This window comes from Lactiplantibacillus plajomi (genome assembly GCF_005405405.1).
Taxonomy (GTDB): Bacteria; Bacillota; Bacilli; order Lactobacillales; family Lactobacillaceae; genus Lactiplantibacillus; species Lactiplantibacillus plajomi.
In genome coordinates, this window is record NZ_BJDZ01000002.1 from 95,921 (window position 1) to 121,176 (window position 25,256).

The window sequence follows — 25,256 nt, forward strand, 5'->3', positions numbered from 1 at the left end:
TTACAATATCTGTCCACAATTGGAAACATTTTTGCAACCAATTATCACAAAGTTAAGCATCAAACGGGCCAGTCACGACCAACTTACCTAACATTTGCCCACTTTCAACGATTCGGTGGGCTTCCCGCAAGTTGGCCGCGTTAAGCCCGGTCAAGACCCGCTTCGTCGTGGCGACTAATACGCCGGCATCCGCTAACGCCGCGACCCGCGCAAGAATCGTCCCCTGGGTAGCCATCGTTGGCAACTGGTAGTTGGCCTTGGTAAACATGAATTCCCAAGCGAAGTTCAAGCTCTTCGGTTTGAGTAACGCCATCGGCAACGGTTGCTGGTTGGTTACAACCGCCACAATCGTCCCTAATGGCCGGACTAACGGCGTCACCAACGGTAAGTAAATGTCGGTCGAATGGAACAAAATGGCGTGATCGACCGCCGTTAAACCGTTGGCCGCCAGCTGCTCACCAAGGTCATCATGATAATCCAGCACGACGTCCGCGCCCAAGTCGCGCACCCAGGCCTTGGTCTTGGCCTGGCCGGCAGTCGTGACGACCGTTAAGCCGGCCCACTTTGCCAGTTGAATGGCAATCGAACCAACACCACCGGCCCCGTTGATAATCAACACTGACTGGCCCACATTGGCCCCAGCGGCCGGGGTCAACGGTAGCTTTTCAAACAACGCTTCCCAGGCCGTTAACGCGGTCAACGGGAGGCCGGCTGCGTCGGTCATCGACCAGTTTTTTGGCGCTAAGGCGACTAACCGTTCATCGACCAGCTGGTACTGGGCATTACTTCCCGGCCGGTCAACCGCCCCGGCGTAGTAAATAATGTCGTCCGGCATGATCGTCGTCACGGTTTCACCAACGGCTAGCACCTTTGCAACCGCGTCAAAGCCGAGGATTCGCGGCGTAGCGGTCTTAGCCTGTCCCTGCCGTTGCTTGGTATCAATCGGGTTGACCGAAGTCGCGAGTACCTCAACTAACAAGTCCCGACCAGTCGGTTGCGCCACGTCGATCGTGACGTCCCGTAAACTCTCTGCCTGGTCAATGGCCAACCCCTGATAAACCCCGATTGCCTTTGCTTGCATTCCAATTACTTCCCTTCAACGTTAAAAAATACTAACCTAAAAATTCCAACTCATCGTCTAAGTAGTCGACCACCATGGTTGGAAAGTCGTCGTGCAACGCCATTGCTTCTAACAAGCGGTTGCGGTTAAAGACCTTGGTCCAGGCCGCTTCGGTCGTTGGGACCGACTGCATCACCATCGTACGGTGCCAATCCTTAAATGCTAATAACAAGTAGTCACTATACAGTTCGTCCTTATTGGTGATTGCCGCCAGGTAGGTTGATAACCGCTCCGGCTCGCCAAAAATCAGCGGCGTATCCAGCCGTTGGTACTGGCTAATCAACGCTGCCAGTAACAGGAGCTTATCCGCACGGGCCAACTGCCGTTCCGCGACTAGTTCGTCCAACAGATTACCGATGTGGGTGTAAGAGTGCGCCCACCCGTGATCACCAACGAAACCGCGGGTATCCCGTTCCAACAATAAGTAGACCGTAAATTGAGTGACTAATACTTGACGACGGGCACTGGTCATAAAGGTCATCCCCGCGTGGTCGGCGTACAGTAACACGGACAGTAACAGCACGGCAAACGAACGCAGAAAAACGGCGTCGTTTTCCGGCTCATTGATGTGGGCAAACAGTACGTCGTCACGGACTAACTGGTCAAAAATCTGACCGAGTTGATCGATCGTCAGCAATTGTTGTTGCAAGGCTTCGTTCAGTAAATAGTAACAGCCACGGTCGCGAATTTCCGGATTCAGTGATCCTAAGTGGCTCAATAAGTGGGTCAGTTGCTGTTCACTGATGGCCGTTAGCGACCCGTCCGCTAAGCCGTTACGTAACTCCTGCACTAAGTCGAGTACGTCGTCGTCCTCCGGTACGTTGACCGGCGTACTGGGTGCCGCCGGAACTTGTTCGATTACGGCCGCCAACTGCCGGGTCAGTGATTGATAAACTTTGCCGGCGCGAAGATCCTGCCTAATTTTAAACACCGCAGCTTTAACCTGCGCCAATTGATTTGCTTGCATAGTAACCTCTTCATCTCGAATTTAACTTCTATTTTAGCATGCCGCGCGCATCGCTGCCCACGGCCGACGCCTTTTTTCTGAAATAAAAAACTGACCACCGAAGTCGGCGATCAGTTCGTCAGGCACTCGGCCTAATCAATCGGTTCTGGTTGCGGTAATTCGTCCACTTTTGACTTAATGAAATTAGCTGAACGCTGGAGCGCCGCCCGTTCTTTTTCCGTTAATTCCAGGTGGATCAAGGACTCAATCCCGTTTTTACCCACAACGGCCGGCATCCCGACGTAGGTTCCAAATTCAGGGTCAAACGCCGAAACTGGGCAGGCTAACTGAGCGTCCGCGCTCACAGCTTCGGCTAAGCGGACCCCGCAAGTCGCAATTGCGAAGTTGGTATAGTGTTTCCCAGCCATCACGGCAAAGGCCCCTTGACGGGCATCTTCTTCCAACTGGTTCAAGTCCAAATCAGGATAAGCGCTAATTGGCTGTCCGTTAACACTGACCGTCGACCAGGCAACGAACTGGGAATTTCCGTGTTCGCCGTAAACGTAGCCGGCGACGTTTTTACCGTTAGTTTTCAACGCCTGCCCTACGTACTTTTGCATCCGGGCCGTATCGAGGAAGGTCCCGGTCCCAAAGACGCGTTCACGTGGAAAACCGGTCATCCGTTGTAAGTAGTCGGTCATGACATCGCACGGGTTCATAATATCGATGAGGATGCCCTTGAAACCCGAGGCCACGATCTTCGGTGCAATGTCGCGCACAATGGCTTGGTTAGAATCGTATTCACCAAAGCGCCCCTTACTACTCGCCATATCGATGGCCTTGATGTTGCCGGTCGCAATAATCAGCACCTCGGCATCGGCCAGTGCGGCGTAGTCGTTTAAAATGATTTTCGTCGTTGAACTTAAACGCGCGGACGCGTCGTCCAAATCTAATTTTTGGGCAGTCGCTAACGCTTCGTTTTGATCAATCAAGACCAGTTCATCAACGGTTCCCCGTTGAACCAACGTGTAAGCCACCGTGGCACCGACCTGACCTAATCCAATAACACCGTATTTACGCATCTTTGCAGACCCCATTCTGTAGTTTATTTGACCCCGCTAGCGTACCCTGTTAAGGGCGGAAAGTCAAGCGGGGCGCGGTCTCATGCGTTTTTAATCAAATTGTTAGCCGACCTTTTTCAACCAGCGGCGTAAGCGCTCGTCGACAACCCAATCAAAGATTGCCGCCAACAGGAGCGTTGCCCCAACGACGAAGCCCAAGTACCCCAGCGGGTGCTCGGCTAAGCCCCAGCGCTGGCCAACCATCATCGGCAACCGTTGCAGGATGTAAATCGAAAATAGCGCAGGGCCACCTAAGTAGGCTAAGAGCGGATTCACGAACCGGAGTTTCATCGCCAGTAACACCCACCCGCTGACAAACGCTAACGCGGCCAGTTGGTAAGTGGCGAGGTGTAACCAGCCGGTCATGCGCGAACAGCCGTAGTAGCTGATCACAAATATTAGCCCGGTCCCGACCAAACTCACCCAGTAACGCGACCAGCGCCGTGCAAGCCAGCCTTCAATCACCGAATGTCGGTAACCGTACCAGAGTCCGGCCGGATAACTCAAACTGACGACCGCGTAGTAGCTTGGTAAATAGCGGGTTGCAAGCACGCTGTATACCAGCGTGGCGAGCGTCACCAGACCGATTGCCAGCCGAATACGCCTGCCACTGATTTTGACCGCCGCGTAAGTTAGCAAGTACATCAACAATATGGTAAAAACGTACCAGCCACTGTTGCCAACGGTCGCCAGACCCAAGTACGCGGCGGCAATTCGTGACAACGGGTAAGTGTGACCAAGCCATAACCCAACGATTAAGAATAACGTCACCGCTACCGCAAACTTCAGCCAAACAAATAGCACCCGCTGTACCGGTAGGTGGTTGACATAGCCGCTCCCCCGCTTTTGCAACTGCACCATAATGCCGTAGCCCGAAAAGGCCAGGAAGGTCGTGACGATCAGCTCGCCCTTTGTCGCCATCCAAACCGCGGTCCAGCGCATCATCGTACCGTTGGCGGGTAAGTAAGTGACGAAGTGGCTGAATAACACCAGCAAAATAAACCAGCCGTTAATGGTCTTAGTCGTCTGATGATCTAGGGTCGCCCCCCGCGCTGGTTGCCACCCCGGTCGGACGCTGACCAATAACAGTAAGCCCAGTAAAATTAATATCAAATCCACCGAATTTTCCCTACTTTCCAAAGCAAAAGCGCCCGCCACTCACGCGGCGAACGCTTTTAACCGGCCCGTTGTTAGTTATCAGAAACCGGCATGATGGCACCCTTGTACTTATTCTTGATCCATTGTTGCGTGGACTTCGACGTTAAGGCCTTCATTAACTTCTTAATGGCTGGTTTCTTCTGGTCGCCCTTGCGAACCGCCACAATGTTGGCGTACGGCGAGTCAGATTTTTCTAAGGCAATCGCATCCTTATTCGGGTTCAACTTCGCCTGAACCGCGTAGTTCGCGTTAATTACGACCGCGTCACCCTCGTTGTTCTTATAAAATTGCGGCATTAACTTAGCTTCGTAAGAGTGCTTGAACTTCAAGTGGCGTTTGTTGGTCTTAATATCGTTAAAGGTCGCTGAGGTCAGGTCGGTGCCCTTCTTGATCGTAATCAGGCCGGCATCCTTGAACAGCGTCAGTACCCGGCCGTAGTCGGCCACGTTACTACTTACCAAGACGGTAGCGCCGTCCTTTAAGTCTTTCAAGCTCTTAACCTTTTTCGAGAATACGCCAATGGGTTCCAAGTGAACGGAGCCAGCTGAGACCAACGTCCCGTCATTTTGCTTATTCCAGTTCTTCAAGAACGGCGTGTGTTGGAAGTAGTTAGCGTCCAGTTCCTTATTCTTCAACGCCTTGTTAGGGAGGACGTAGTCTTGAAAGACTTTAATTTTCAAGTCGACGCCTTCCTTTTTCAATTGTGGTTGCACGTGCTTCAAAATTTCCGCGTGCGGCACGGACGACGCGCCGACCGTAATCGTCGTCGCATTGCTTGATGATTTCCCACAGCCAACCAGTAACAACGCGCTGGCGGCGATTGCAAGTAACCCAATTAACCCTTTTTTCTTCATGGTTATCATTTCCTCCTAAATAACGTGACGTCCCTTTGATAAATACTAGCTACGTTTATCGATATGCCGGACCGCCAGATCACCAATCAATTGGAAAATAAAGACGATGATCACGATGATGACGGTGGCAATTAACGTAATGGCATTGTTGTTGGATTGGAACCCGTCCTGGTAAGCTAAGTTCCCCAGCCCACCGGCACCGATGGCCCCGGCCATCGCGGTGTAGCCAATCAAACTAATTGTCGTGACGGTAATCCCCGAAACTAACGCCGGCATGCTTTCCGGTAATAAGACCTTCCGAATAATTTGCCAGCGGTTGGCCCCCATGGACTCCGCCGCTTCAATAACACCGTGGTCGAGTTCGTGGAAAGCCAGTTCGACCATCCGCGCGTAAAACGGGGCGGCCGAAATAATTAACGATGGCAGCGCCGCGCGCGGTCCGATAATCGTCCCGACCAACTTTTGCGTGATCGGTAATAATAGCACAATCAAAATAATAAATGGAATTGACCGGAAAACGTTGACGAACAACGCCACGATCCAATTCAACGCTTTAACCAACGGATTTTCGCTGTTAGTCGTTTCGAAGAGCAGTAACCCCAGCGCAATCCCTAAAATCGCCACAACGATCATTGAAGCAATCGTTAGCCAAATCGTTTCCCAAGTTGCTGATAACATGTTCGCCCAGTCAACGTTTGAAAATTGAAAATACGAACCTAACCCTTGATCATTCACGAGTCAAAACCTCCGTTTCCACGCGCATTTTTTCTAAATACCCCAAGGCGCCGTCAATCTTGGCGCGGTCGCCGGTCAGTTGAACGTACAACGAACCGATGGCACCTTCCTGCGTCTGGTGAATCCCACCTTCGATAATGTTTAAATCCAGTGGGAACTGCTTCAACATCTCGGAAACGATTGGGAGTTGCGCCTGGTCGCCGTGGAAAGTCAAACGGACAATCGTGCCGTTCGGGTACTTTTCCAGCAACTGATCGACAACAACGGTCGTTTCGTTCAACGACGGCGTAACTTCTTCGTTCACGAAGCGCTTAGTAACGGCTTGCTGGGGGCGCTTGAAGACGTCCAATACCGGTCCCTGTTCAACGATCTTTCCGCTTTCCATCACCGCCACGTGGTCGGCAATTTTACGAATCACGTGCATTTCGTGGGTGATTAACACGATCGTCAGGTGCAGTTTCTGGTTAATTGACAGCAACAGGTCCAAAACTTCATCGGTCGTTTGCGGGTCCAACGCACTGGTAGCTTCGTCCGATAACAGGATCTGCGGGTCGTTTGCTAACGCCCGGGCAATCCCGACCCGTTGCTTTTGGCCGCCGGATAGTTCGGATGGATAGGCTGTTTCCCGTCCGGATAAGCCGACGAGTTCGGCTAAGTGGTGGGCCTTCTTTTCGGCCTCGGCCTTACTCTGACCGGCAATTTCGAGTGGAAACATGATGTTTTGTAACACGGTTCGTGACCATAACAAGTTAAAATGTTGGAAGATCATCCCAATTTTATGCCGTTGTTCACGTAACGGTGCCCCGCTTAACGCGGAAATCTCCACCCCGTCAATATTGACCGAACCGCTGGTGGGCGTTTCTAGCCCGTTCAGCATCCGAACCAGGGTACTCTTACCGGCACCGGAATAACCGACGATACCGTAAATATGACCATCTTCAATTTTCAAGTTAACGTCTTGAACCGCGTGAACCGGCCCTTGCTTAGCTTGAAACGTTTTAGTCACATCTTTAAATTCAATCAATGCGCTTCCTCCTTACACAATAAAAAACTTCCCGTCTTGCGGATAATTACACCTAATTATCAACAGGACGAGAAGCTTGCCTCGTGGTACCACCCATTTTCACAACCAGCTCACGCCAATTGTCTCAAGAGTTTCAAAAAAACTCCGCACGTTAATGGGTGCGACCCAAACGTAGCTTGCCCGAAGGCTCACCACGTTCCATTGTTCCAAGACCATCTTCCGCTTCACGGGTCGTTTCCTTTCACCAACCAGAAACTCTCTGCGCACCCGTTGCCACGTACTCATCTTATCAAAATGATAAATTTTTTAATCAATTACTAATCTTAATTACGGTACTGAGTATACCCGACCGCCAATCGGCTTGTCAAGCACTAGCGATTATTCCACATCAATCAACCAAGCAACGCCGTCCGCTGATGAATTTAAGGCGTCGTAGCCCTTTGCTAAAGCCGGGTTAACCGCATAAACGGTCCCGCTGATTGGCGCATTAAATTCAGAAACGGCCTTGGTCGCTTCTACGCTAAGAAACGGATCCTTTTGACTAACCTTATCGCCGACTGCTGGTAACTCGGCGTACTTGATTTCACCCAGTGCTTCGTGGGCAGCCTTGGTCAGACCAATTCGCGTCCGACCATCAACGTCTTTCGTCCAAAAATAAGTTACATCTTCATTCATAGTAAACACCAAACTTTCTCAAATTTTAGTCGCTATTCAAAGCGGTCGTTCCGACTAAACATGTAGGACTTATAGTGGAACCGCATCGACATGATCAGCCCAATCCCGGCCATGTTCGCAATCAGCGCCGACCCCCCTTGACTGATAAATGGCAAGGGAATCCCGGTCATTGGTAACAGGCCGATACTCATCCCAATGTTTTCAAACACGTGGAAGAGGATCATCATAATGACCCCGGTCGAGATGTACGCGTAAAACTCGTTCTTCGTATCGAAGGTGACCCGAATCATTTGGTAAATCAACAAGAAGTACAACAAAATGACGATCGCCGAGCCAATAAAGCCGAAGTTCTCACCAATCACGGAGAAAATCATATCGGATTCACGCACCGGCACGGTCACGTGCGACACGTTGAAGCCGCGGCCGGTAATTTGACCCGAGCCAATCGCCTTCATGCTTTGCCAAACTTGGTAAGCATTGTTCGAGGTATCGGTCGACGGGTTCAGCCAAGTATCGATTCGCGCGAACTGGTACTGCTTAAAGCCAATTGCTTCCAAAATATGACGACCACTATTCGAAATCACGAGGTACAACGCCGTGCCGGCAATCGCAAATACGATCCCGAAAGTCGGCGCCAGTAACCGCCACGTAATGCCGGAAACCAGAATCACGCCCCCCAGGATGGCAAAGAACACCAACATGGTCCCGAAGTCGTTTTGTAACTTCAGTAAAATTGCGACCGGAATCATGTAGGCAATCAGCTTACCGATCAATAACCAGTCACTGTTAGTCGTGTGGGTCGGGTACTCGGTGTTATGCATCGTCACGACCCGCCCCATCATCAAGATGAACGCCGGTTTCATGACTTCTGACGGTTGTAGCGTCAAGCCGCCGACCGAGAACCAACTTTTGGCCCCGGTACTTTCATAAAGCGACGGGCTGTACAAGAAGAGCACGGCAACCAGCAGGAATATCCCGAACCAGTAAGCCAGCGGTGCAAACCGCCAGAGTTGTTCCGAATCAAACTGCATCACGATAACGGCAATCGCCGTCCCGATTACGAACCACATCACCTGCGAAATCACTTGCTTGATCACGCTAACCTGGCTGGAGTCGTGGGCGGCGGCAACGTAAATCGATGCCAAGCCAATCAAGCCCAACATCATTACTGAGAAAATGATCCCCCAGTCAATTCTTGAATCTTCGTCTTGGTTCCGAAGTCTTGATTCTTCTGCCACAATTAACGCTCCTTAATTCTAACTCTCAAGATAAGCTATATTATACAACAACCTGGCACCGAATCGTCGGGACCAGGTTGAAGGTTTACTAAAAATTAGCCTTTGTGCAGGTGGTAAGCTGACAAGATTTCTTGTAAGCATTCATCAAATGATTTGCTGTGTGCAAACGGGGCACGGTCACTAGCCATTTCGGCTTGGTAACGGTCGCCGTCTTGAATCACTTGGCCGATCATCTGCTTACCGATCAGCACGTCCGTTACGGTCTGGTTATTAACCTTCGTTTCGTTCAACGTAACGGAGATGGCCTTATCTTTTTTTGACACGAGCTTTATCCTCTCTAAATAACGGGTTGCGACGTAAAGTGAACTTCTCCGGTACCGGGTCTAAGCCACCCTTAACCAATGGCTGACACCGTAACACCCGGGCGAGCCCCATCAGCGCACCCTTCCCCCAACCGAACCGTTGAATCGCCTCAAGTGCGTAATTCGAGCAAGTTGGTTGGTAACGACAGTGCGCTGGCGAAAACGCTGAAAAGGCTCGTTGGTAAAAGTGAATAAACCCAATCAGTAACCGTTTCATTCGCTACTTTTTCTTCTTCGTCGACTTTTGCATGTGTTCCAGTAAGATCCCGGCACCCTGGGCAACGTTGTTCAACGGGTGTTCCGCAACGACTACCGGCACCTTCAAGTTCTCACTGATCAATTGGTCTAAGCCACTTAACAGTGCACCCCCACCGGTCAGCGTAATCCCGCGATCAATAATGTCGGCGGCGATTTCCGGCGGCAAGGTTTCCATCACGTGGTGCGCGGTGCTGACAATTTGCATCAACGTTTCGTGGATAGCTTCCTCGACCTGGTTCGAGTCGATTTCAATCGACCGCGGCATCCCGGTCACGGTATCGCGTCCGCGAACTTGCATGGTCTTATCGGCTTCGCCGTCCTGTTTGAAGACTTGCGCGATTTCGATCTTAACCCGTTCGGCACTGCGTTCACCGATCAACAGGTGGTGGTTATCCTTCACGTAGTTGGCGATGTCCTGGTTCATGCGGTCACCGGCCATTCGTAGTGAGCTGCTGGCAACGATGTCCCCTAATGATAGGACGGCAATGTCACTCGTCCCACCACCAATGTCGATGACCATGTTACCGCGCGGTTGGAAGATATCCATCCCGGCACCCACGGCTGCGACTTTCGGTTCCACTTCCAAGTAAACCTGCTTACCACCAGATTTTTCCGCGGCCTGTAAAATGGCCTTACGTTCAATCTCGGTCGTATTCGTTGGGGTACAGATCATGATACTTGGCCGCGACATGACACCGCGAACGTTTAATTTTTTAATAAAGTAGGATAGCATTTCTTCCGTGACGTCAAAGTCCGAAATCACACCGTCTTTCAATGGCCGGATTGCCCGAATGTTACTAGGCGTTTTCCCAACCATTTGGTAGGCTTCCGACCCGACCGCCAAAACTTGATTCGTGTTGGTATCGATGGCAACGACTGACGGTTCGTTCAGCACAATGCCCTTCCCCGATACGTAAATCAAAACATTGGCAGTACCCAAGTCAATACCAATATCTAAAGCCATGTTTTTGCTCCTCTCAAACTTCCAATATACAACTTGTCATTATACCATACTCAATTGTTGATGAGAAACGTTGTGGCTAATCGTCCCGGCGTTGCGACCACTGATCGACGGTCAACGAGTAGATTGCTTCGTCACGGTAACGACCGTTGATCAGGATGTTTTCCGGCAACGTGGCGTCTAAGTGGTACTGCCGCCGTTCGGCCACTGCTCGGCTCGCCCGGTTATCGACGTCGGCCGCCAGTTGAACCTTATGCAAGTCCAATTCCGTAAAGGCAATCTCTTCTAACCGTTCTAAGGCCTTGGTCATAACGCCGCGACCGGTGTAGGCTTGGCCCAACCAATATCCGATCTCACCGCGGTGGTTGACCTGACTAATCCCGTGAATGTCGATCATGCCGGCAACTTCACCATCCACGATAATGGTGGCCAAGAAAACGTCACCGTGTGCCTGCTTGGTCAGCATGCTCTCAATGAACTGCCGTTCGCCTTCGACACTGGTCATCGAATCTAACCAGGCCATCCACGGCCGTAAGTGCTCACGGTTGCGATCGACTAAGTCGAATAACGGTTCAGCGTCGGCCACCTCGGTCGGTTTTAAAGAAATGTGTTTATCGATAATATTAATGAACATGGGAGCCTCCAAAATAGTCTTAATTCGTCGTTTAATTGTAGCTAACAATTAATTTGCATTCAGTGGTGCTAGTTTCATTGGCCTACCCATTCCGGTGACCAAAAAACCTTCAAAATTGAGTTTATCGCATTTTGAAGGTTTTGTAAGCAACTTATTAACTTTTTTATTCCACCGCTTCGTTTGTGTAAGTACCGTGCGTCGGCAAAACCGTTTCGTCCGGCGCCTTGACCCGCTTAATGTGGGCACCCAACTTCGCCAGTTTACGGTGGAAGTTGAAGTAACCACGGTCTAAGTATTTCAAGTTAGTGACTTCGGTGTACCCGCGGGCAACTAACCCGGCAATCACGAGTGCGGCCGCAGCCCGTAAATCGGTTGCCGCAACTTGGGCGCCACAGAAATCAGTTGGTCCGTACATGATGACCGAACGACCGTCGATCTTAAAGTCGGCGTTCATCCGCCGTAACTCTTCGAGGTGCATGAAGCGGTTCTCGAAGACCGTTTCGGTCAGCAAACTGGTCCCCTGCGCACACAGTTGTAAAATCGTCATTTGTGGTTGCATATCGGTTGGAAACCCGGGATGCGGTAACGTCTTAACTGAAGTCGGCTTTAATTGATCCGGGCCAATCACCCGAATCCCGGCGTCTTCTTCGATCACTTGTACGCCCATTTCCCGCATTTTGGAAATCAACGGTTTATTATGTTCCGCAATGGCGTCTTCAATCAACACGTTACCACGGGTGACCGCCGCCGCAACCATAAAGGTCCCCGCTTCGATACGGTCCTGCACAACACTATGGTCGCAGCCGTGCATACTCGGCACCCCTTCGATGCGGAGCGTTTCGGTCCCGGCCCCAGTGATGCGGGCCCCCATCTGGTTCAAAATGTTGGCGAGGTCCACGATTTCGGGTTCGCGGGCCACGTTTTCCATAACCGTTTCCCCTTCCGCCAGGGTCGCCGCCATCATAATGTTCTGGGTCGCCCCGACACTCGGAAAGTCTAAGTAAATCTGCGCACCGTGTAACTTACTGGCACTCGCTTCAACGTAGCCGTCGTGGCGTTCAATCGTCGCACCCAAAGCACTCAGGCCCTTTAAGTGCAAGTCGATTGGCCGCGTCCCGATGGCGCAACCGCCGGGCATAGCCACCTTGGCATGACCTAAGCGCGCCAACAGCGGTCCCATCACAACGATTGACGCCCGCATCTTGGAAACGTACTGGAACGGTGCTTCGTACGACAACTGGTCACTCGCATCAATTGTGATTTGCTTATTAATTTCGTCAAAATCTACTTTACAATTTAAAAACCGTAAGACATTATTCATTGTGAACACGTCCGATAAAATCGGTACGTTGGTTAAGCGGGTTTGCCCGCTGCTTGCTAAGAGACCGGCAGCTAAGATCGGTAAGACCGCGTTTTTGGCACCTTCAATGTGCACGTTACCCGTCAAACGTTGACCGCCATGAACAATAATTTCCTCCATGGATAACCCTCCATCATCGCGCGATAATTTCATAATCAGTAACAAATTGATTTGGGTACCGTAATCGGACCCAAATCATTCAAAGCCAACCATTCACCCGCTAATACCTTAATAATCAACGGTTCTAAACGTTGGGTTCTTAATCATCATAACATAGAACCAGAATGAATAAATATTACATTTTACAATTTCGTTACATTTTCATCACAATTGTTGTTTGCTTATGCTTGGTTAACTAATTAGGCCGCTAAACGGAAAGTGAGCCATCAGACTTACCGGATGCGAGGGCAACGGCTTGCATATTTTAGCACTGATTTGTGAAAGAATTTACAATATGTTAGACCACAAAAAAACATCAGTTTCTAAGAAACTGATGTTTTGCTTGCTAGGATTTACGTTAACGATGGGCAACGTGCAGTCGGTTCACCGCCCGCCGCAATGCGACTTGGGCCCGCGCTAGCTCAGCATCATCGTGCTTTTGTTGCGCTTCTTGAATCCGACTTTCCGCCCGCTTCCGCGCGTTTTCAGCCCGGGCAACGTCGATATCATTTTGACGTTCAGCACTATCGGCAACGATGGTTGCGACGTTATCACTGAATTCTACGAAACCGCCGTTAACGGCAATTTCATCGTCTTCCTGATCGGTTTCGAGTTGCTTGATCCGAACTTCATCGATCGCGAGTGACGCAATCACGGGAATGTGGTTAGGTAAAATCCCCAGTTCACCATTGATCGTGCGAACGACCAACATCGGTGTTTTATTTTCGTAGACCTGACCGTCGGGAGTTACGATGCTAACGGTGATTGATTTTGCATTGTCAGCCATGTAAATCCCTCCTAATCAGTGACCATCGATTTCGCTTTTTCAACGACATCTTCGATCTTACCTACCTGACGGAAGGCGTCTTCTGGAAGGTCGTCATACTTACCTTCAAGGATGTCCTTGAACCCCTTGACGGTATCTTCGATTGGCACGTACGAACCTGGTTGGCCCGTAAAGTTTTCCGCAACGAAGAAGTTTTGTGACAAGAAGAATTGAATCCGCCGTGCACGCGCAACAGTCGTCTTTTCTTCGTCAGATAATTCGTCCATCCCTAAAATTGAGATGATATCTTGCAATTCACGGTACCGTTGCAAAACACGTTGAACTTCGGTCGCAACTTCGTAGTGTTCCTGACCAACGATTGCTGGATCAAGGGCAATTGATGAAGAGGCCAACGGGTCAACGGCGGGATAAATCCCTTGTTCTGTCAACGAACGTTCCAAGTTGGTCGTGGCGTCCAAGTGGGCGAAAGTCGTAGCCGGCGCCGGGTCGGTATAGTCATCGGCAGGCACGTAAACGGCCTGAATTGACGTAACCGAACCCTTCTTGGTCGACGTGATTCGTTCTTGTAACTGACCCATTTCAGTGGCCAACGTTGGTTGGTAACCAACGGCTGACGGAATCCGACCCAGTAAGGCGGAAACTTCAGAACCAGCTTGGGTGAACCGGAAGATGTTATCGATAAATAACAGCACATCTTGGCCGGCAACGTCCCGGAAGTATTCCGCAATCGTCAATCCGGTCAAGGCAACCCGCATCCGGGCACCCGGCGGTTCGTTCATTTGTCCGTAAACCATGGCGGTGTTCTTTAAAACCCCGGACCCCTTCATTTCGAAGTAAAGGTCGTTACCTTCACGGGTCCGTTCACCAACCCCGGTGAAGACGGAAATCCCGTTATGTTCTTGGGCAATGTTATGAATTAATTCCTGGATTAAAACGGTCTTACCAACACCGGCACCACCGAATAACCCAATCTTCCCACCACGAACGTATGGCGCGAGCAGGTCAATAACCTTGATCCCGGTTTCCAATACTTCCGTACTAGTTGTTAATTCATCATATTTAGGCGCATCCCGGTGAATCGGCATCCGTTCAGCGTCCGGTCCGAATTCTGAACCACCATCAATGGTTTCTCCTAAAACGTTAAATACCCGGCCTAACGTCTCCTTACCAACTGGAACGGTAATTGAAGAACCAGTGTCTTCAACGGCCATCCCGCGGCGTAAACCGTCCGTACCGTCCATCGCAACGGTCCGAACGACCCCGTCACCTAATTCCAACGAAACTTCAACCGTTAAGGTCTCATCGTTGTCCTTATGAATGAGCAGGGCGTTATTAATGTCCGGTAACTTGTCGTTTAGAGAGAATTCAACGTCGACAACGGGTCCAATAACTTGTACAACTTTACCTGTACTCATTAGTCGTTAATTCCTCCCACTATTCTTGTGCAACCAAGCCACCAGTAATTTCCGTAATTTCGGTCGTAATAGCAGCTTGACGCGCACGGTTATATTTCAGATTTAAACTATCGATTAAATCGCCAGCGTTATCTGATGCAGACTTCATCGCCGTAGACGACGAAGCGTGTTCAGCAGTTTTGGCATCCAAGATGGCACCATAAACGAGGCTTTCGGCGTATTGCGGTAGAACCGCGGATAAAATGGCGTCTTCCGACGGTTCCATTTCGTATTCGGGACCAACGTCCACCCGCGTATCCTTCGCTTTACGGTTATCCTTTTCACTTTGTGCAAAAGTTTCTTCGGAAATCGGCAACATCTTAATTGCCCGGAATCCGGAAGAAAGCCGGTTGATAAAGTGATTATAGAAAACGTAAAGTTCGTCAAAAACTTCGTTATGGTACATCGAGGTAACTGTCTTCACAATTTCACGAACCTCTTTAAAAGTCGGCACGTCGGAAACGCCACGGTATTCGTAAGCGACGTTCATGCCGTTCTTCTTATAAAAGTCCGCACCGGTTCCGCCAACGGCAAGAACCACGGCGTTATCGGTGTTCAACCCGTGTTCGCTCATAAAGTCGTTCGTCTGACGTAAGACGTTACTATTATAGCTTCCCACGAGGCCCCGGTCAGAGGTGATCACCAATAAACCGCTCTTCTTGACGGGCCGTTGGGCCAACAATTCACTCACGGAAATCGTGTTGGAATTGCTGTTGGTCACTCCGGCACCGGAAGTCATCAGATGAGCCTTGGCAAGATGGGACACAATGCTTTCAACTTTCGACGCGTACACTTGATACGTCCCGGTATGCTTTTGAATCTGGTTCAACTTAGCCGTTGAAACCATTTGCATTGCGGACGTAATCTGGTGGGTCTTCTTCGTTGAGTCAATGCGTCGCTTCACATCCATTAATGATTCTGCCATGCACTACTCACCATCCTTTTCAGCCATTAATTACTTCGCAGTTGCAGCGGTTGGCTGAAACTGTGCTGCAAATTCATCCAACGCCCCGTTGAGCTTGTCAGTGTCTGGCAACTTACCAGTTGACGTAACGGCGTCAAAGAGGTCCTGATGATTAGCATGCAGGAATTCAAATAATTCAGATTGATAACGCGCAATGTCGGCCACGGCGACCTTATCAACGTAACCGTTGGTCAGGGCGTAGAGGATCATCACTTGTTCTTCAACCTTTAATGGTGAATGAACGGGTTGCTTCAGTACTTCCACGATTCGTTGTCCACGGTTCAACTTTGCCTGCGTTGCCGCGTCCAAGTCGGAACCAAATTGTGAGAACGATTCGAGTTCGTGGTATGAAGCTAAGTCCAACCGCAACGTCCCGGCAACCGACTTCATCGCCTTGATTTGGGCGTCACCACCAACCCGAGAAACTGAAGCCCCGGCATCGATTGCGGGCCGAACCCCAGAATAGAAGGAATCACTATCCAAGAAGATTTGTCCGTCGGTGATCGAAATCACGTTGGTTGGAATGTAAGCCGAAATGTCCCCGGCTTGGGTTTCAATAATCGGCAAGGCCGTCATCGAACCGCCACCCAACTCGTCACTCAACTTAGCGGCCCGTTCGAGCAACCGTGAGTGTAAGTAGAAGACGTCACCAGGATAAGCTTCACGACCCGGAGGACGACGAAGAATCAATGAAAGTTCACGATAAGCCGTTGCTTGTTTTGAAAGGTCATCGTAGACGATCAAAACGTGCTTGCCGTTGAACATGAATTCTTCACCAATCGCCGCGCCGGCGTAGGGTGCCAAGTAAAGTAATGGAGCTGGTTCAGAAGGACCGGCCGTAACGACGATGGTATAATCCATCGCGCCTAACTTCTTCAAGGTTTCAACCTGTGCCCGCACCGTTGAGTCTTTTTGCCCAATGGCAACGTAAACACAAATCATATCCTGATCTTTTTGGTTCAAAATGGCATCGATAGCAACCGACGTCTTACCGGTTTTACGGTCACCGATAATCAATTCACGTTGTCCCCGACCAATTGGAACCAAGGCGTCAATGGCTTTGATCCCAGTTTGTAACGGTTCACTAACGGATTGACGTTGCATGATACCAGGTGCTTTATGTTCGATTGGCCGTGTATTCGTGGTCTTGATTTCACCAAGACCGTCAACTGGTTGACCTAACGGGTTAACGACCCGCCCAATCATGGCGTCCCCAACGGGAACTTCCATGATGCGGCCCGTCCGTTTAACAGTATCGCCTTCACGAATACCATCAAAATCCCCTAAAACAACGATACCAACATCGTTGCTTTCGAGGTTTTGGACCATTCCGTAAACCCCGTTACTGAATTCGAGCAATTCGCCTTGGAGGGCGTTGTCGAGTCCGTGTGCCCGGGCAATCCCATCACCAACGTAGGTGACCGTACCCGTTTCAGCAACTGAGAGTTCAGTCTGGTAACTTTCTAATTGTTGTTTGATTAGAGCACTGATTTCTTCAGATTTAATGCTCATAAAAGTTTCACCTCTTCGTAAACTAATTGTTGATGAGTGCTCGTCTTAAATTCGTCAATTGCAGCGCAACGCTGCCGTCAAACGTTTGGTTGTTCGACTTTACAATTACGCCACCAATAATCGCTTCGTCCACTTTACGGGTCAAAACGACTTTGGACGCACCAACGCGCTTGGCGAACGCCGCTGCAATGGCATCAGCTTGCTCATCTGACAACTTGACCGCAGACGTTACTTCGGCATGCACTATCTTGCGACTTTCATCGAAACGTGCTTCAAACGCGTCGACAATGTCGACTAAGTTCGACATGCGGCCGTAATCATACAACATTTGAATAAAGTTTTTAATGTATTCTGAAGCGTGGTCAGTCAAAGTTGACAACGTTGTCTGCTTTTGATCAACCGGAAGCAAGGCTCCTGAGAGGATCTCTGCCAATTGCGGGTTGTCGACAAAGACTTGCCGTAATTGTTTTAATTCAGCCAGGAATGCTTCGGTCTGATCCTTTTCGGTTGCAAGCTCAAAGAGGGCCTTTGAGTAGCGGTTTGCAATCGTAAGTTTATCAAGACTCATGCTTTCCCAACCCTTCAATGTACGAATTAATTAATGCCTGTTGACCTTCCGGATCCAACTGCTTCTTAATGATCTTCGTCGCAATTTGAATCGAAATGTCCGCAACGTCGGATTGGACGTTCTTTAAGGCATCTTGACGCTCCTGTTCAATATCCTTACGTGCGTTTTGCTTATATTGCGTTGCTTCGGTTTGGGCCTTCGCAACAATGGTTGTGCGTTGCTTTTCCCCGCTTTGCTTAGCGTCAGCAACAATGTCACTGGCTTCAGCGCGCGAGTGCGATAAGGCTTCCTGACGTTTTTCAGCGAGTTCGGCCGCTTCTTGCCGCGACTTCTGCGCCGAATCAATGTCATTAGCAATCTTATCCGCCCGTTCCGCCATCATTTTGGAAACGGGATTCCACGCAACCTTTGCGATGACCGCCATCAAAACAATAAAACTAATGGCAACGAACAGCATATCACCAAGGTATAGACCGGATGCACCGATAATTAAATGCGAGAGCATCTAATGACACCTCCTTCTTTCATTTTTTAAAATGAACGTATTGTCCGTGATTACTTGTTCATAACCATCAAGGCAACAACGAAGGAAATGATTGGCATTGATTCGATCAACCCAACACCGATGAACATGTTAGTCCGTAATTGTCCAGATAATTCTGGTTGACGGGCCATCCCTTCAAGCATCTTAGAAATAACCAAACCGTTACCAATACCAGCACCTAAAGCGGCACCAAACATCGCAATACCTGCAGCAATTGCTCCCATAATCTGTGTATCCTCCTTAAAATTAAAAACAAGAAATTTGTTATTCCTCAGGCGAAACCTTTTGAGAAATATAAACTGAAGTCAAGGTGACAAACACGAATGCTTGCACACTCCCGATAAATACTGAGAATCCTTGCCAAAGAAATTCAATTGGGAAGGCGTAGACGTAACTAAACCAACCACCACTGCCGGTTGCAAGACCCGCAACCTTATTCAACAGCATTTCACCAGCGAAAATATTCCCGAACAACCGCAGTCCTAACGTTAGGAAGTCGGTAAACTGTTCAAAAATATTAATCGGTAAGAACACGAGGAACGGTGCTGTATAACTCTTTAAGTAGCCCTTCATCCCGTTCTTTTGGACCCCGGCAGCGTGCGCGAGCGCCACTGTCATAAACGATAATGTCAAGGTCACGATTGGATCGGCCGTTGGACTCTTCAAATAAGTAAATTCACCGACTTGAACGTGAATAAACAAACCAAGTTGGTTAGCCACAAAGATGAAGAGGAACAGCGTAAACGCGTACAAGCCAAAGTGACTTGCATCGCTACCCTTAATTGATCCCTTAACAATGCCATTCGTGAACTCGATGAGCCACTCCAGCACATTTTGTCCACCCTTGGGTTTAAGCGCAATGTGACGTGACAATAAGAAAACAAATAGGAAAACAATCACACACGTCAGTAATACCGATAAGTCGTTCGCGATATTGAACGTTAACCCAAGGAATTTGACCGTAGGAACTGGATCACCCACTGAATATCACCTCTTTCCTTTAATTTCAGGTGCCACGATAACCTTACCTTGTAACCCGTACAACGTCAATTTTATCGCAACCCGAAATGGTAGACTAGGGTCGCCCCTAATCGAAATACAATGGTAATAATACCACCACTGTTTAAAAATTTCAAAATAATTTCAACATTTGTTCATGAGCCAAAAATCCCCAAATGTCGGGCGTTTTCACCGTTTTGACATTTAGGGATTTTCATAAAAATGTGCTCATTTTCACCCGTTGTCAACGATGAAAGCGATTACTCTTCATTAACGGCCTTATCGGGTAAGATTAGGTTCATAATAATTCCTAACACCGTGGCAACCGCCAAGCCGCTGAACTGAAAGCTGCCCAATTGGAGGTAGGCGTTCCCGATACCAATAACTAGGACGGCCGACGCAATCATTAAGTTACGCTTGCGGTTAAAGTCGATCTGATTGTCGATCAAAATCCGCATCCCGCTGGAAGCAATCACCCCAAATAACAGGAAACTGACGCCACCGATCACCGGTGACGGGATACTTTCGATTAGTGCGGATAACTTACCCACGAAGCTGAAGACGATGGCAAAGAAGGCCGCTCCGGCTAAGACAAAAATGCTGTGAACCCGCGTGATGGCTAAAACCCCAATATTTTCACCGTAAGACGTGACGGGCGGGCCACCGACGAAGCCGGCAATGATTGACGCGGTCCCGTCCCCCGCTAACGTATGGTTCAAGCCTGGGTCCTTAAAAAAGTTGCGCTTCGTTAGTTTATTTAACACCATGATGTGGCCCATGTGTTCCGACATGGTGACAAAGGCAATCGGTGCCATACTTAAGATCGCACCCCAGTAAATTCCCGGTCGGTACGACAGGAACGGCACTTGAAACTTCGGTAAGGAGAACCATGGCGCGTCCATCACCGGTTTGAAATCAACGATGCCAGCGATGACGGCAATCACGTAGCCGCAAACGATTCCGATTAAGATTGGTACCAGGCTCATAAAACCTTTTAAGTACATATTGAACACGACCGTTAAAATCATCGTCAGCATGGCGACCACGAAATAGCGTAAGTCGTAGGCGCTACCGTTCATGGTGGCGTCCTTGGCCGCCGTTCCCGCTAAGGATAAACCGATGACCATGACGATCGGCCCGACCACGATGGGGGGTAACGCCTTGTCGATCCAACCGGATCCAATTGCACTAACCAGTAAACTGACCAACAGGTACACGCAGCCAACGGCAACCGTCCCCTGGGCAATTGCCGGGTAGCCCGCCGTCTTCATCAGTGACTGCATCACGACAATAAACGAAAAGCTAGAGCCCATGTACGCCGGAATCTTGCCGCGGGTGATCAAAATATACATCAAGGTTCCGACCCCGGAACTAAATAACGCGATCCCCGGGTTCAAACCAACCAGAATCGGCACTAAAACGGTCGAACCGAACATCGAAAATAAATGCTGAATTGACAACCCCAACCAGCTACCGAACTTAGGCCGGTCGTGAATGTCTAAAACGACTTCATCGTTATGAAACGCCACTTGTTTTTTCATATGGCACCCCTTTTTTGAAGTATGATGGCAAAAAAACGGACAGCCCACCACTCAAAGTGGCCGGGCTGTCCGAAAATACCGTCCCCGCTTACCAGCGGGACGTCCGTTCATCCTTTTCAGCCTCTCTGAGCTAAATTAAAGGAACTGTTCAATTGCAATTAGTTTACTCGTGAACGGTAAGCTTGTCAACTTAACGTTCATATTAATTAACATGAAAAGTACTGGTTATCCTTTCACATTGTACGAAACCGGTAGTTGGTGGTTACGATAGTCGCGCTCAGGAATTTTTCTACTATATAATAGGAAACAATTTATATAATATCGGTCACAAAAGGACGGTGCCGACCCTCCTACCGGAAAGTCGGGCACCGTCCTTAAATTAAGGCAACGTTACTTCGTACCAAATAAGCGGTCGCCGGCATCGCCCAAACCTGGGACGATGTAGCCATCTTCGTTCAGATGGTCATCAAGCGCAGCCGTATAAATATCAATATCTGGGTGAGCTTCTTGGAGGGCCTTAACCCCTTCAGGAGCCGCAACTAAGCACATAAACTTAATGTTACTTGCTCCCCGCTTCTTCAACATATCCATCGCCATGATGGCCGAACCACCGGTGGCTAACATTGGATCGACCACAAATAGTTGGCGCTGTGAAATATCACTTGGTAATTTAACGAAATATTCCACGGGTTTCAGCGTCTTTTCGTCACGGTACATCCCAACGTGCCCAACTTTTGCAGCCGGAATCATGTTCAGAAAACCGTCGACCATTCCGAGACCAGCCCGTAAAATTGGCACGATGGCCACCTTTTTACCAGCCAGCGTCTTTTGAGTGGACTTGCAAATTGGCGTTTCAATTTCAATGTCCTTTAACGGCATGTCCCGTGAGACTTCGTAGGCCATTAAAGTTGAAATTTCGTTGACCATTTCACGGAAGACCTTCGTCCCGCATTCTTTTTCCCGAATAATCGTTAACTTATGTTGAATGAGCGGATGATTCAAAACCTCAAACTTACCCATGTTGCTACGCACACTCCTTAGTGATTTCTTTCTATTGTAGCTAATTTAGCAAGAAAAAACCAGACTTTGATATAAATTCCTTAATCAACGTCAATCGGGTGCTTAGCCGTTAAGGCCATTGCTTGTTGCTTAACGGCGTCTAAGTTCGCTTGGTCTTCCGGTGCACGCAAGACTTGTAAGATTAATTCTGCCACTTTAGCCGCGTCGGCTTCATCAAAGCCACGGGTCGTAATGGCCGGCGTCCCGAGCCGAATGCCGGACGTCTTGAAGGCGCCGAGGGTTTCGTTCGGAATGGCTTCCTTATTGACGGTAATGTAGACCGTGTCCAATAAGTCTTGGACTTGCCGGCCGTTTAAGCCGGACTTAGTAATGTCTAAGGTCATCAAGTGGTTATCGGTCCCACCGGAAATCACCCGCACTAAGTCAGAATCATTGAAGACCTTGGCCATCGCCTTAGAACCTGTCTAATATCTAAAAAATCTGATATAGTTTTATTAAAAAGTGAGTTTTAGCCATGAAAAACTATCCAAGCAATATTACCCGCAAACAATTTGAACAGATTCGACCAGAGCTAGAAAGTTTTCGAAAACAAACTAGGCCCCGAAAATATGACCTCTACGAGGTCTTCTGTGCGATTATCTATGTCCTAAAAACAGGTTGTCAATGGCGACAAGTTCCAAGTGATTTTCCTGAATGGCATTCCGTCTATAATTACTACAAGCTTTGGTCTGCATCGCCTTTTGTCACAGAGGCATCGCTACTTGATAACTGTTTAAAAAAATTATCGCTCAACAGCGTAATTTACAATCACGCTCAGCCAAAACGACATTTATTATAATCGATGCCCAAAGCGTAAAAAATGCAGATACTGCTGAGCATAAAGGTTATGATGCAGGTAAAAAAGTTTCCGGTATTAAGCGCCATTTAGCAGTTGATATCAATGGTTTACCACAAGCTATTCACATTACTACGGCTAATGTGTCTGATCGTCAAGGAGCCATTGCTATGTTGACGTTATATCGTGAACATCTTAATCACGTCAAAACAGTACTAGTTGATGGTGGGTACACTGGGAACAACTTTTCCGCCGCTGTTCATTCCAATTTAAAAGCCACCGTACAGGTGGCTAAGCGTAATGAATTACATAAATTTGAAGTGCTTCCGCAACGCTGGTTAGTGGAACGTACTTTTAGTTGGCTAGATAAATGTCGGCGCCTTTGGAAAAATTGCGAACGACATCTTAGTACTAGTCGCCAAATGGTTGTTTTAGCTTATTTGATTGTGATGCTCAAAAGATATTAGACAGGTTCTTAGCGTTCGCAATAATTTGCCGAGCGTAGTCTTTGAATTCAGGTTGCAAGTCTTCGCCTAAGGCAACCGCCTTGCCAGCAATCACGTGGTCTAACGGACCACCCTGGTTACCAGGAAAGACCGCGGAGTTGATCTTCTTGCCGTACTTTTCCTTCGCCAAGATCATCCCACCACGCGGGCCGCGCAGCGTTTTATGGGTGGTCGTTGTCACCACGTCGGCGTATGGTACCGGGTTCGGGTGCAACCCGGCGGCCACTAAGCCGGCGATGTGCGCCATGTCGACCATCAGTAACGCACCAACTGCATCCGCAATTTCGCGGAACTTCGCAAAGTCAATGATGCGGCTGTAGGCGGACGCCCCGGCCACGATCAACTTCGGTTGAAATTCCTTGGCTTGTGCCAAAATTGCGTCGTAGTCCAATTCTTCAGTTTCGGGGTTCAACCCGTAATCGTTAAAGTTGTAAAGTTTACCGGAGAAGTTAACACTCGAGCCGTGTGTCAAATGCCCACCAGCGTCCAGTGACATCCCCATCACCTTGTCGCCGGGTTGGATCAATGCCATGTAAGCCGCGGCGTTGGCTTGGGAACCGGAATGGGGTTGAACGTTGGCGTATTCGGCACCGAATAACTTCTTGGCCCGTTCAATTGCCAGCGTCTCAACCTGATCGATGTATTCATTACCACCGTAAAAGCGGTGACCAGGATAACCTTCGGAGTATTTGTTGGTAAGGACGCTACCTTGTGCAGCCCGAACACCCTTAGAAACGATGTTTTCGGACGCAATCAACTCGATGTTGTGTTGCTGACGCGCCTGTTCCTTACTAATTGCAGCCCATACTTCTGGATCTTGTTCTTGGTAATTCATGAATAATTCTCCTCCATTTCGCAAGTAACAACTTTCGGGTTTTCCCGACTTGGCATTATTATACACTAAAATGGGTCTGGCCGGCAGATTTATTTAACCGGTTCATGTAAGCAGCGCCCAATCCTTTATTATCAAAGGCTTGACACAAAATATCCTTAATTTCTGTTTCCGTATCAAAGTGGCGGAGCCCGGCAAACAGCTCACGGGTTGCCGATTGAATTCCGGTTCCTAATGAGAATTGTTCGCAATTTGCGGGTAACGCGTTTGCAGTTAAAACGTCGTTGGTCGCCATGACCCCGATTGGGACCGATTGGTTGGCCGCCCACTTCAGCGCCGCCGGCCAATCCGTCTTTTGATCAACAATGTACACCTGGGCGGCCGGAGCGTAATGCTTATACTTCATCCCCGGTGCCTTCGGAACTTCGGTCGCACCAACGTGGTGTTGCTCCGTCATCACCGGTTGACCGATGACGGCTTCAATCGCACTGGCCGTAATTGCGCCGGGCCGTAAAATGGCAGGCTGATTGGTCGACAGATCCAAAACGGTCGATTCGACCCCGACCTTGGTGGCACCGTCATCCAAAATTCCGGCAATCTTACCATCTAAATCGTGTAAAACGTGTTGGGCAGTCGTCGGACTGGGCTTGCCCGAAGTATTCGCTGACGGCCCCACGATTGGCGTTTGCGCGGCTCGAATCAACGCGAGCGTGGCCGCGTTATCCGGATTACGAAACGCCGCCGTCGTCAGGCCCCCGGTCACTTCCGGTGCCAAGGCGCCCGGTTTCAATTGAAAAATCATCGTTAACGGGCCCGGCCAAAACGCTTTGATTAGTTGCTTAGCCGCCGTCGATAACGGTTGGGCGAAACGCTCGACCGTCGCTTGGTCGGCCACGTGCACGATCAGCGGGTTATCACTAGGACGGCCCTTCGCAACGTAAACTTGCTTGACAGCTTTAACGTTGGTGGCATCGGCACCCAAACCATACACGGTTTCGGTCGGAAACGCCACTAACTGCCCCTCGTCGATTAGCTGAGCGGCCGCTTGTACTTCACTTGGTTTAAACACTTTAGTTTCCATTAATTATC

At 49.4% G+C, this 25,256-nt stretch carries 26 protein-coding genes and 2 pseudogenes; 1 reads left to right on the plus strand and 27 read right to left on the minus strand.

The genetic code is table 11. From position 1 onward, the window contains the following. Positions 1–52: 52 nt before the first annotated feature. The 25 genes and pseudogenes from FFM82_RS01175 to glyA (FFM82_RS01295) form a co-directional block, all read right to left on the minus strand. On the minus strand, positions 53–1,081 hold the full coding sequence (locus FFM82_RS01175) for a zinc-binding alcohol dehydrogenase family protein (RefSeq protein ID WP_137644037.1): 1,029 nt from the start codon (positions 1,079–1,081) through the stop codon (positions 53–55). Between the two features lie 31 nt (positions 1,082–1,112). Next, positions 1,113–2,087 carry a DUF2785 domain-containing protein gene (locus FFM82_RS01180; protein ID WP_137644038.1) on the minus strand — a complete coding sequence of 325 codons (975 nt, stop codon included), beginning with the start codon at positions 2,085–2,087 and terminating at the stop codon, positions 1,113–1,115. Between the two features lie 131 nt (positions 2,088–2,218). Continuing rightward, a complete protein-coding gene (locus tag FFM82_RS01185) occupies positions 2,219–3,148 on the minus strand; it encodes an L-lactate dehydrogenase (protein WP_137644039.1) in 930 nt (309 codons plus the stop codon). Positions 3,149–3,250: 102 nt separating this feature from the next. Further along, positions 3,251–4,306, minus strand: a complete 1,056-nt coding sequence (locus FFM82_RS01190; protein WP_137644040.1) for a hypothetical protein — start codon at positions 4,304–4,306, stop codon at positions 3,251–3,253. Between the two features lie 71 nt (positions 4,307–4,377). Further along, positions 4,378–5,199 carry a MetQ/NlpA family ABC transporter substrate-binding protein gene (locus FFM82_RS01195; RefSeq protein ID WP_137644041.1) on the minus strand — a complete coding sequence of 274 codons (822 nt, stop codon included), beginning with the start codon at positions 5,197–5,199 and terminating at the stop codon, positions 4,378–4,380. A 45-nt stretch (positions 5,200–5,244) separates the two neighbouring features. After that, positions 5,245–5,934 (minus strand): methionine ABC transporter permease, encoded by a 690-nt coding sequence (locus tag FFM82_RS01200; RefSeq protein WP_137644042.1) that lies wholly within the window; start codon positions 5,932–5,934, stop codon positions 5,245–5,247. Then, the gene (locus FFM82_RS01205) at positions 5,927–6,958 is read right to left on the minus strand and encodes a methionine ABC transporter ATP-binding protein (RefSeq protein WP_137644043.1); all 1,032 of its coding nucleotides are present in this window, start codon (positions 6,956–6,958) and stop codon (positions 5,927–5,929) included. The genes FFM82_RS01200 and FFM82_RS01205 overlap by 8 nt, the downstream gene beginning before the upstream one ends. 378 nt (positions 6,959–7,336) lie before the next feature. Beyond that, positions 7,337–7,633, minus strand: a complete 297-nt coding sequence (locus tag FFM82_RS01210; protein WP_137644044.1) for a glycine cleavage system H family protein — start codon at positions 7,631–7,633, stop codon at positions 7,337–7,339. A 32-nt stretch (positions 7,634–7,665) separates the two neighbouring features. Further along, positions 7,666–8,871 (minus strand): FtsW/RodA/SpoVE family cell cycle protein, encoded by a 1,206-nt coding sequence (locus FFM82_RS01215; protein ID WP_137644045.1) that lies wholly within the window; start codon positions 8,869–8,871, stop codon positions 7,666–7,668. Between the two features lie 95 nt (positions 8,872–8,966). Beyond that, positions 8,967–9,194, minus strand: a complete 228-nt coding sequence (locus tag FFM82_RS01220; protein WP_137644046.1) for a DUF2969 domain-containing protein — start codon at positions 9,192–9,194, stop codon at positions 8,967–8,969. Further along, positions 9,178–9,450, minus strand: coding sequence for a membrane protein insertion efficiency factor YidD (yidD, locus tag FFM82_RS01225; protein WP_137644047.1), 273 nt, complete (start codon positions 9,448–9,450; stop codon positions 9,178–9,180). Before yidD ends, FFM82_RS01220 begins: the two co-directional genes overlap by 17 nt. A gap of 3 nt (positions 9,451–9,453) precedes the next feature. Then, positions 9,454–10,455, minus strand: a complete 1,002-nt coding sequence (locus FFM82_RS01230; RefSeq protein ID WP_137644048.1) for a rod shape-determining protein — start codon at positions 10,453–10,455, stop codon at positions 9,454–9,456. Positions 10,456–10,531: 76 nt separating this feature from the next. Then, a complete protein-coding gene (locus FFM82_RS01235; protein ID WP_137644049.1) occupies positions 10,532–11,086 on the minus strand; it encodes a GNAT family N-acetyltransferase in 555 nt (184 codons plus the stop codon). Between the two features lie 163 nt (positions 11,087–11,249). Next, entirely contained in the window at positions 11,250–12,566 is a 1,317-nt protein-coding gene (murA, locus tag FFM82_RS01240; RefSeq protein ID WP_137644050.1) for a UDP-N-acetylglucosamine 1-carboxyvinyltransferase, read from the minus strand. 397 nt (positions 12,567–12,963) lie between these two features. Further along, the gene (locus FFM82_RS01245; protein WP_137644051.1) at positions 12,964–13,392 is read right to left on the minus strand and encodes a F0F1 ATP synthase subunit epsilon; all 429 of its coding nucleotides are present in this window, start codon (positions 13,390–13,392) and stop codon (positions 12,964–12,966) included. Positions 13,393–13,403: 11 nt separating this feature from the next. Further along, the gene (atpD, locus tag FFM82_RS01250; protein WP_137644052.1) at positions 13,404–14,807 is read right to left on the minus strand and encodes a F0F1 ATP synthase subunit beta; all 1,404 of its coding nucleotides are present in this window, start codon (positions 14,805–14,807) and stop codon (positions 13,404–13,406) included. A 19-nt stretch (positions 14,808–14,826) separates the two neighbouring features. After that, on the minus strand, positions 14,827–15,771 hold the full coding sequence (locus FFM82_RS01255) for a F0F1 ATP synthase subunit gamma (protein WP_137644053.1): 945 nt from the start codon (positions 15,769–15,771) through the stop codon (positions 14,827–14,829). Between the two features lie 30 nt (positions 15,772–15,801). After that, positions 15,802–17,322 carry a F0F1 ATP synthase subunit alpha gene (gene atpA / locus FFM82_RS01260; RefSeq protein ID WP_137644054.1) on the minus strand — a complete coding sequence of 507 codons (1,521 nt, stop codon included), beginning with the start codon at positions 17,320–17,322 and terminating at the stop codon, positions 15,802–15,804. Between the two features lie 22 nt (positions 17,323–17,344). Continuing rightward, positions 17,345–17,890 (minus strand): ATP synthase F1 subunit delta, encoded by a 546-nt coding sequence (gene atpH, locus FFM82_RS01265; protein WP_137644055.1) that lies wholly within the window; start codon positions 17,888–17,890, stop codon positions 17,345–17,347. Continuing rightward, positions 17,880–18,395 carry a F0F1 ATP synthase subunit B gene (gene atpF / locus FFM82_RS01270; protein ID WP_137644056.1) on the minus strand — a complete coding sequence of 172 codons (516 nt, stop codon included), beginning with the start codon at positions 18,393–18,395 and terminating at the stop codon, positions 17,880–17,882. Before atpF ends, atpH begins: the two co-directional genes overlap by 11 nt. A 50-nt stretch (positions 18,396–18,445) precedes the next feature. Continuing rightward, complete coding sequence (atpE, locus tag FFM82_RS01275) at positions 18,446–18,658, minus strand: F0F1 ATP synthase subunit C (protein WP_003639224.1); 213 nt, start codon at positions 18,656–18,658, stop codon at positions 18,446–18,448. Positions 18,659–18,698: 40 nt separating this feature from the next. Then, the gene (atpB, locus tag FFM82_RS01280) at positions 18,699–19,415 is read right to left on the minus strand and encodes a F0F1 ATP synthase subunit A (protein WP_137644057.1); all 717 of its coding nucleotides are present in this window, start codon (positions 19,413–19,415) and stop codon (positions 18,699–18,701) included. Positions 19,416–19,693: 278 nt separating this feature from the next. Beyond that, on the minus strand, positions 19,694–20,962 hold the full coding sequence (locus tag FFM82_RS01285; RefSeq protein ID WP_307722431.1) for a uracil-xanthine permease family protein: 1,269 nt from the start codon (positions 20,960–20,962) through the stop codon (positions 19,694–19,696). Positions 20,963–21,364: 402 nt separating this feature from the next. Further along, entirely contained in the window at positions 21,365–21,994 is a 630-nt protein-coding gene (gene upp / locus FFM82_RS01290) for a uracil phosphoribosyltransferase (protein WP_137644059.1), read from the minus strand. An 80-nt stretch (positions 21,995–22,074) separates the two neighbouring features. Then, positions 22,075–22,452: pseudogene (gene glyA, locus FFM82_RS01295) on the minus strand (serine hydroxymethyltransferase); the annotation flags it as partial. 56 nt (positions 22,453–22,508) lie between these two features. Between glyA (FFM82_RS01295) and FFM82_RS01300 the strand changes: the two are divergent. Further along, a protein-coding gene (locus FFM82_RS01300; protein ID WP_106904892.1) for an IS5 family transposase occupies positions 22,509–23,296 on the plus strand; the annotation gives its coding sequence in 2 pieces (ribosomal slippage) (positions 22,509–22,761 and positions 22,761–23,296; 789 coding nt in all). Here the strand turns inward: FFM82_RS01300 and glyA (FFM82_RS01305) are convergent. Further along, positions 23,286–24,170, minus strand: a pseudogene (gene glyA / locus FFM82_RS01305) (serine hydroxymethyltransferase); the annotation flags it as partial. The gene FFM82_RS01300 and the pseudogene glyA (FFM82_RS01305) sit on opposite strands and share 11 nt — an antisense overlap. A 58-nt stretch (positions 24,171–24,228) precedes the next feature. Further along, a complete protein-coding gene (locus FFM82_RS01310) occupies positions 24,229–25,248 on the minus strand; it encodes an L-threonylcarbamoyladenylate synthase (RefSeq protein ID WP_137644062.1) in 1,020 nt (339 codons plus the stop codon). Between the last annotated feature and the right edge of the window lie 8 nt (positions 25,249–25,256).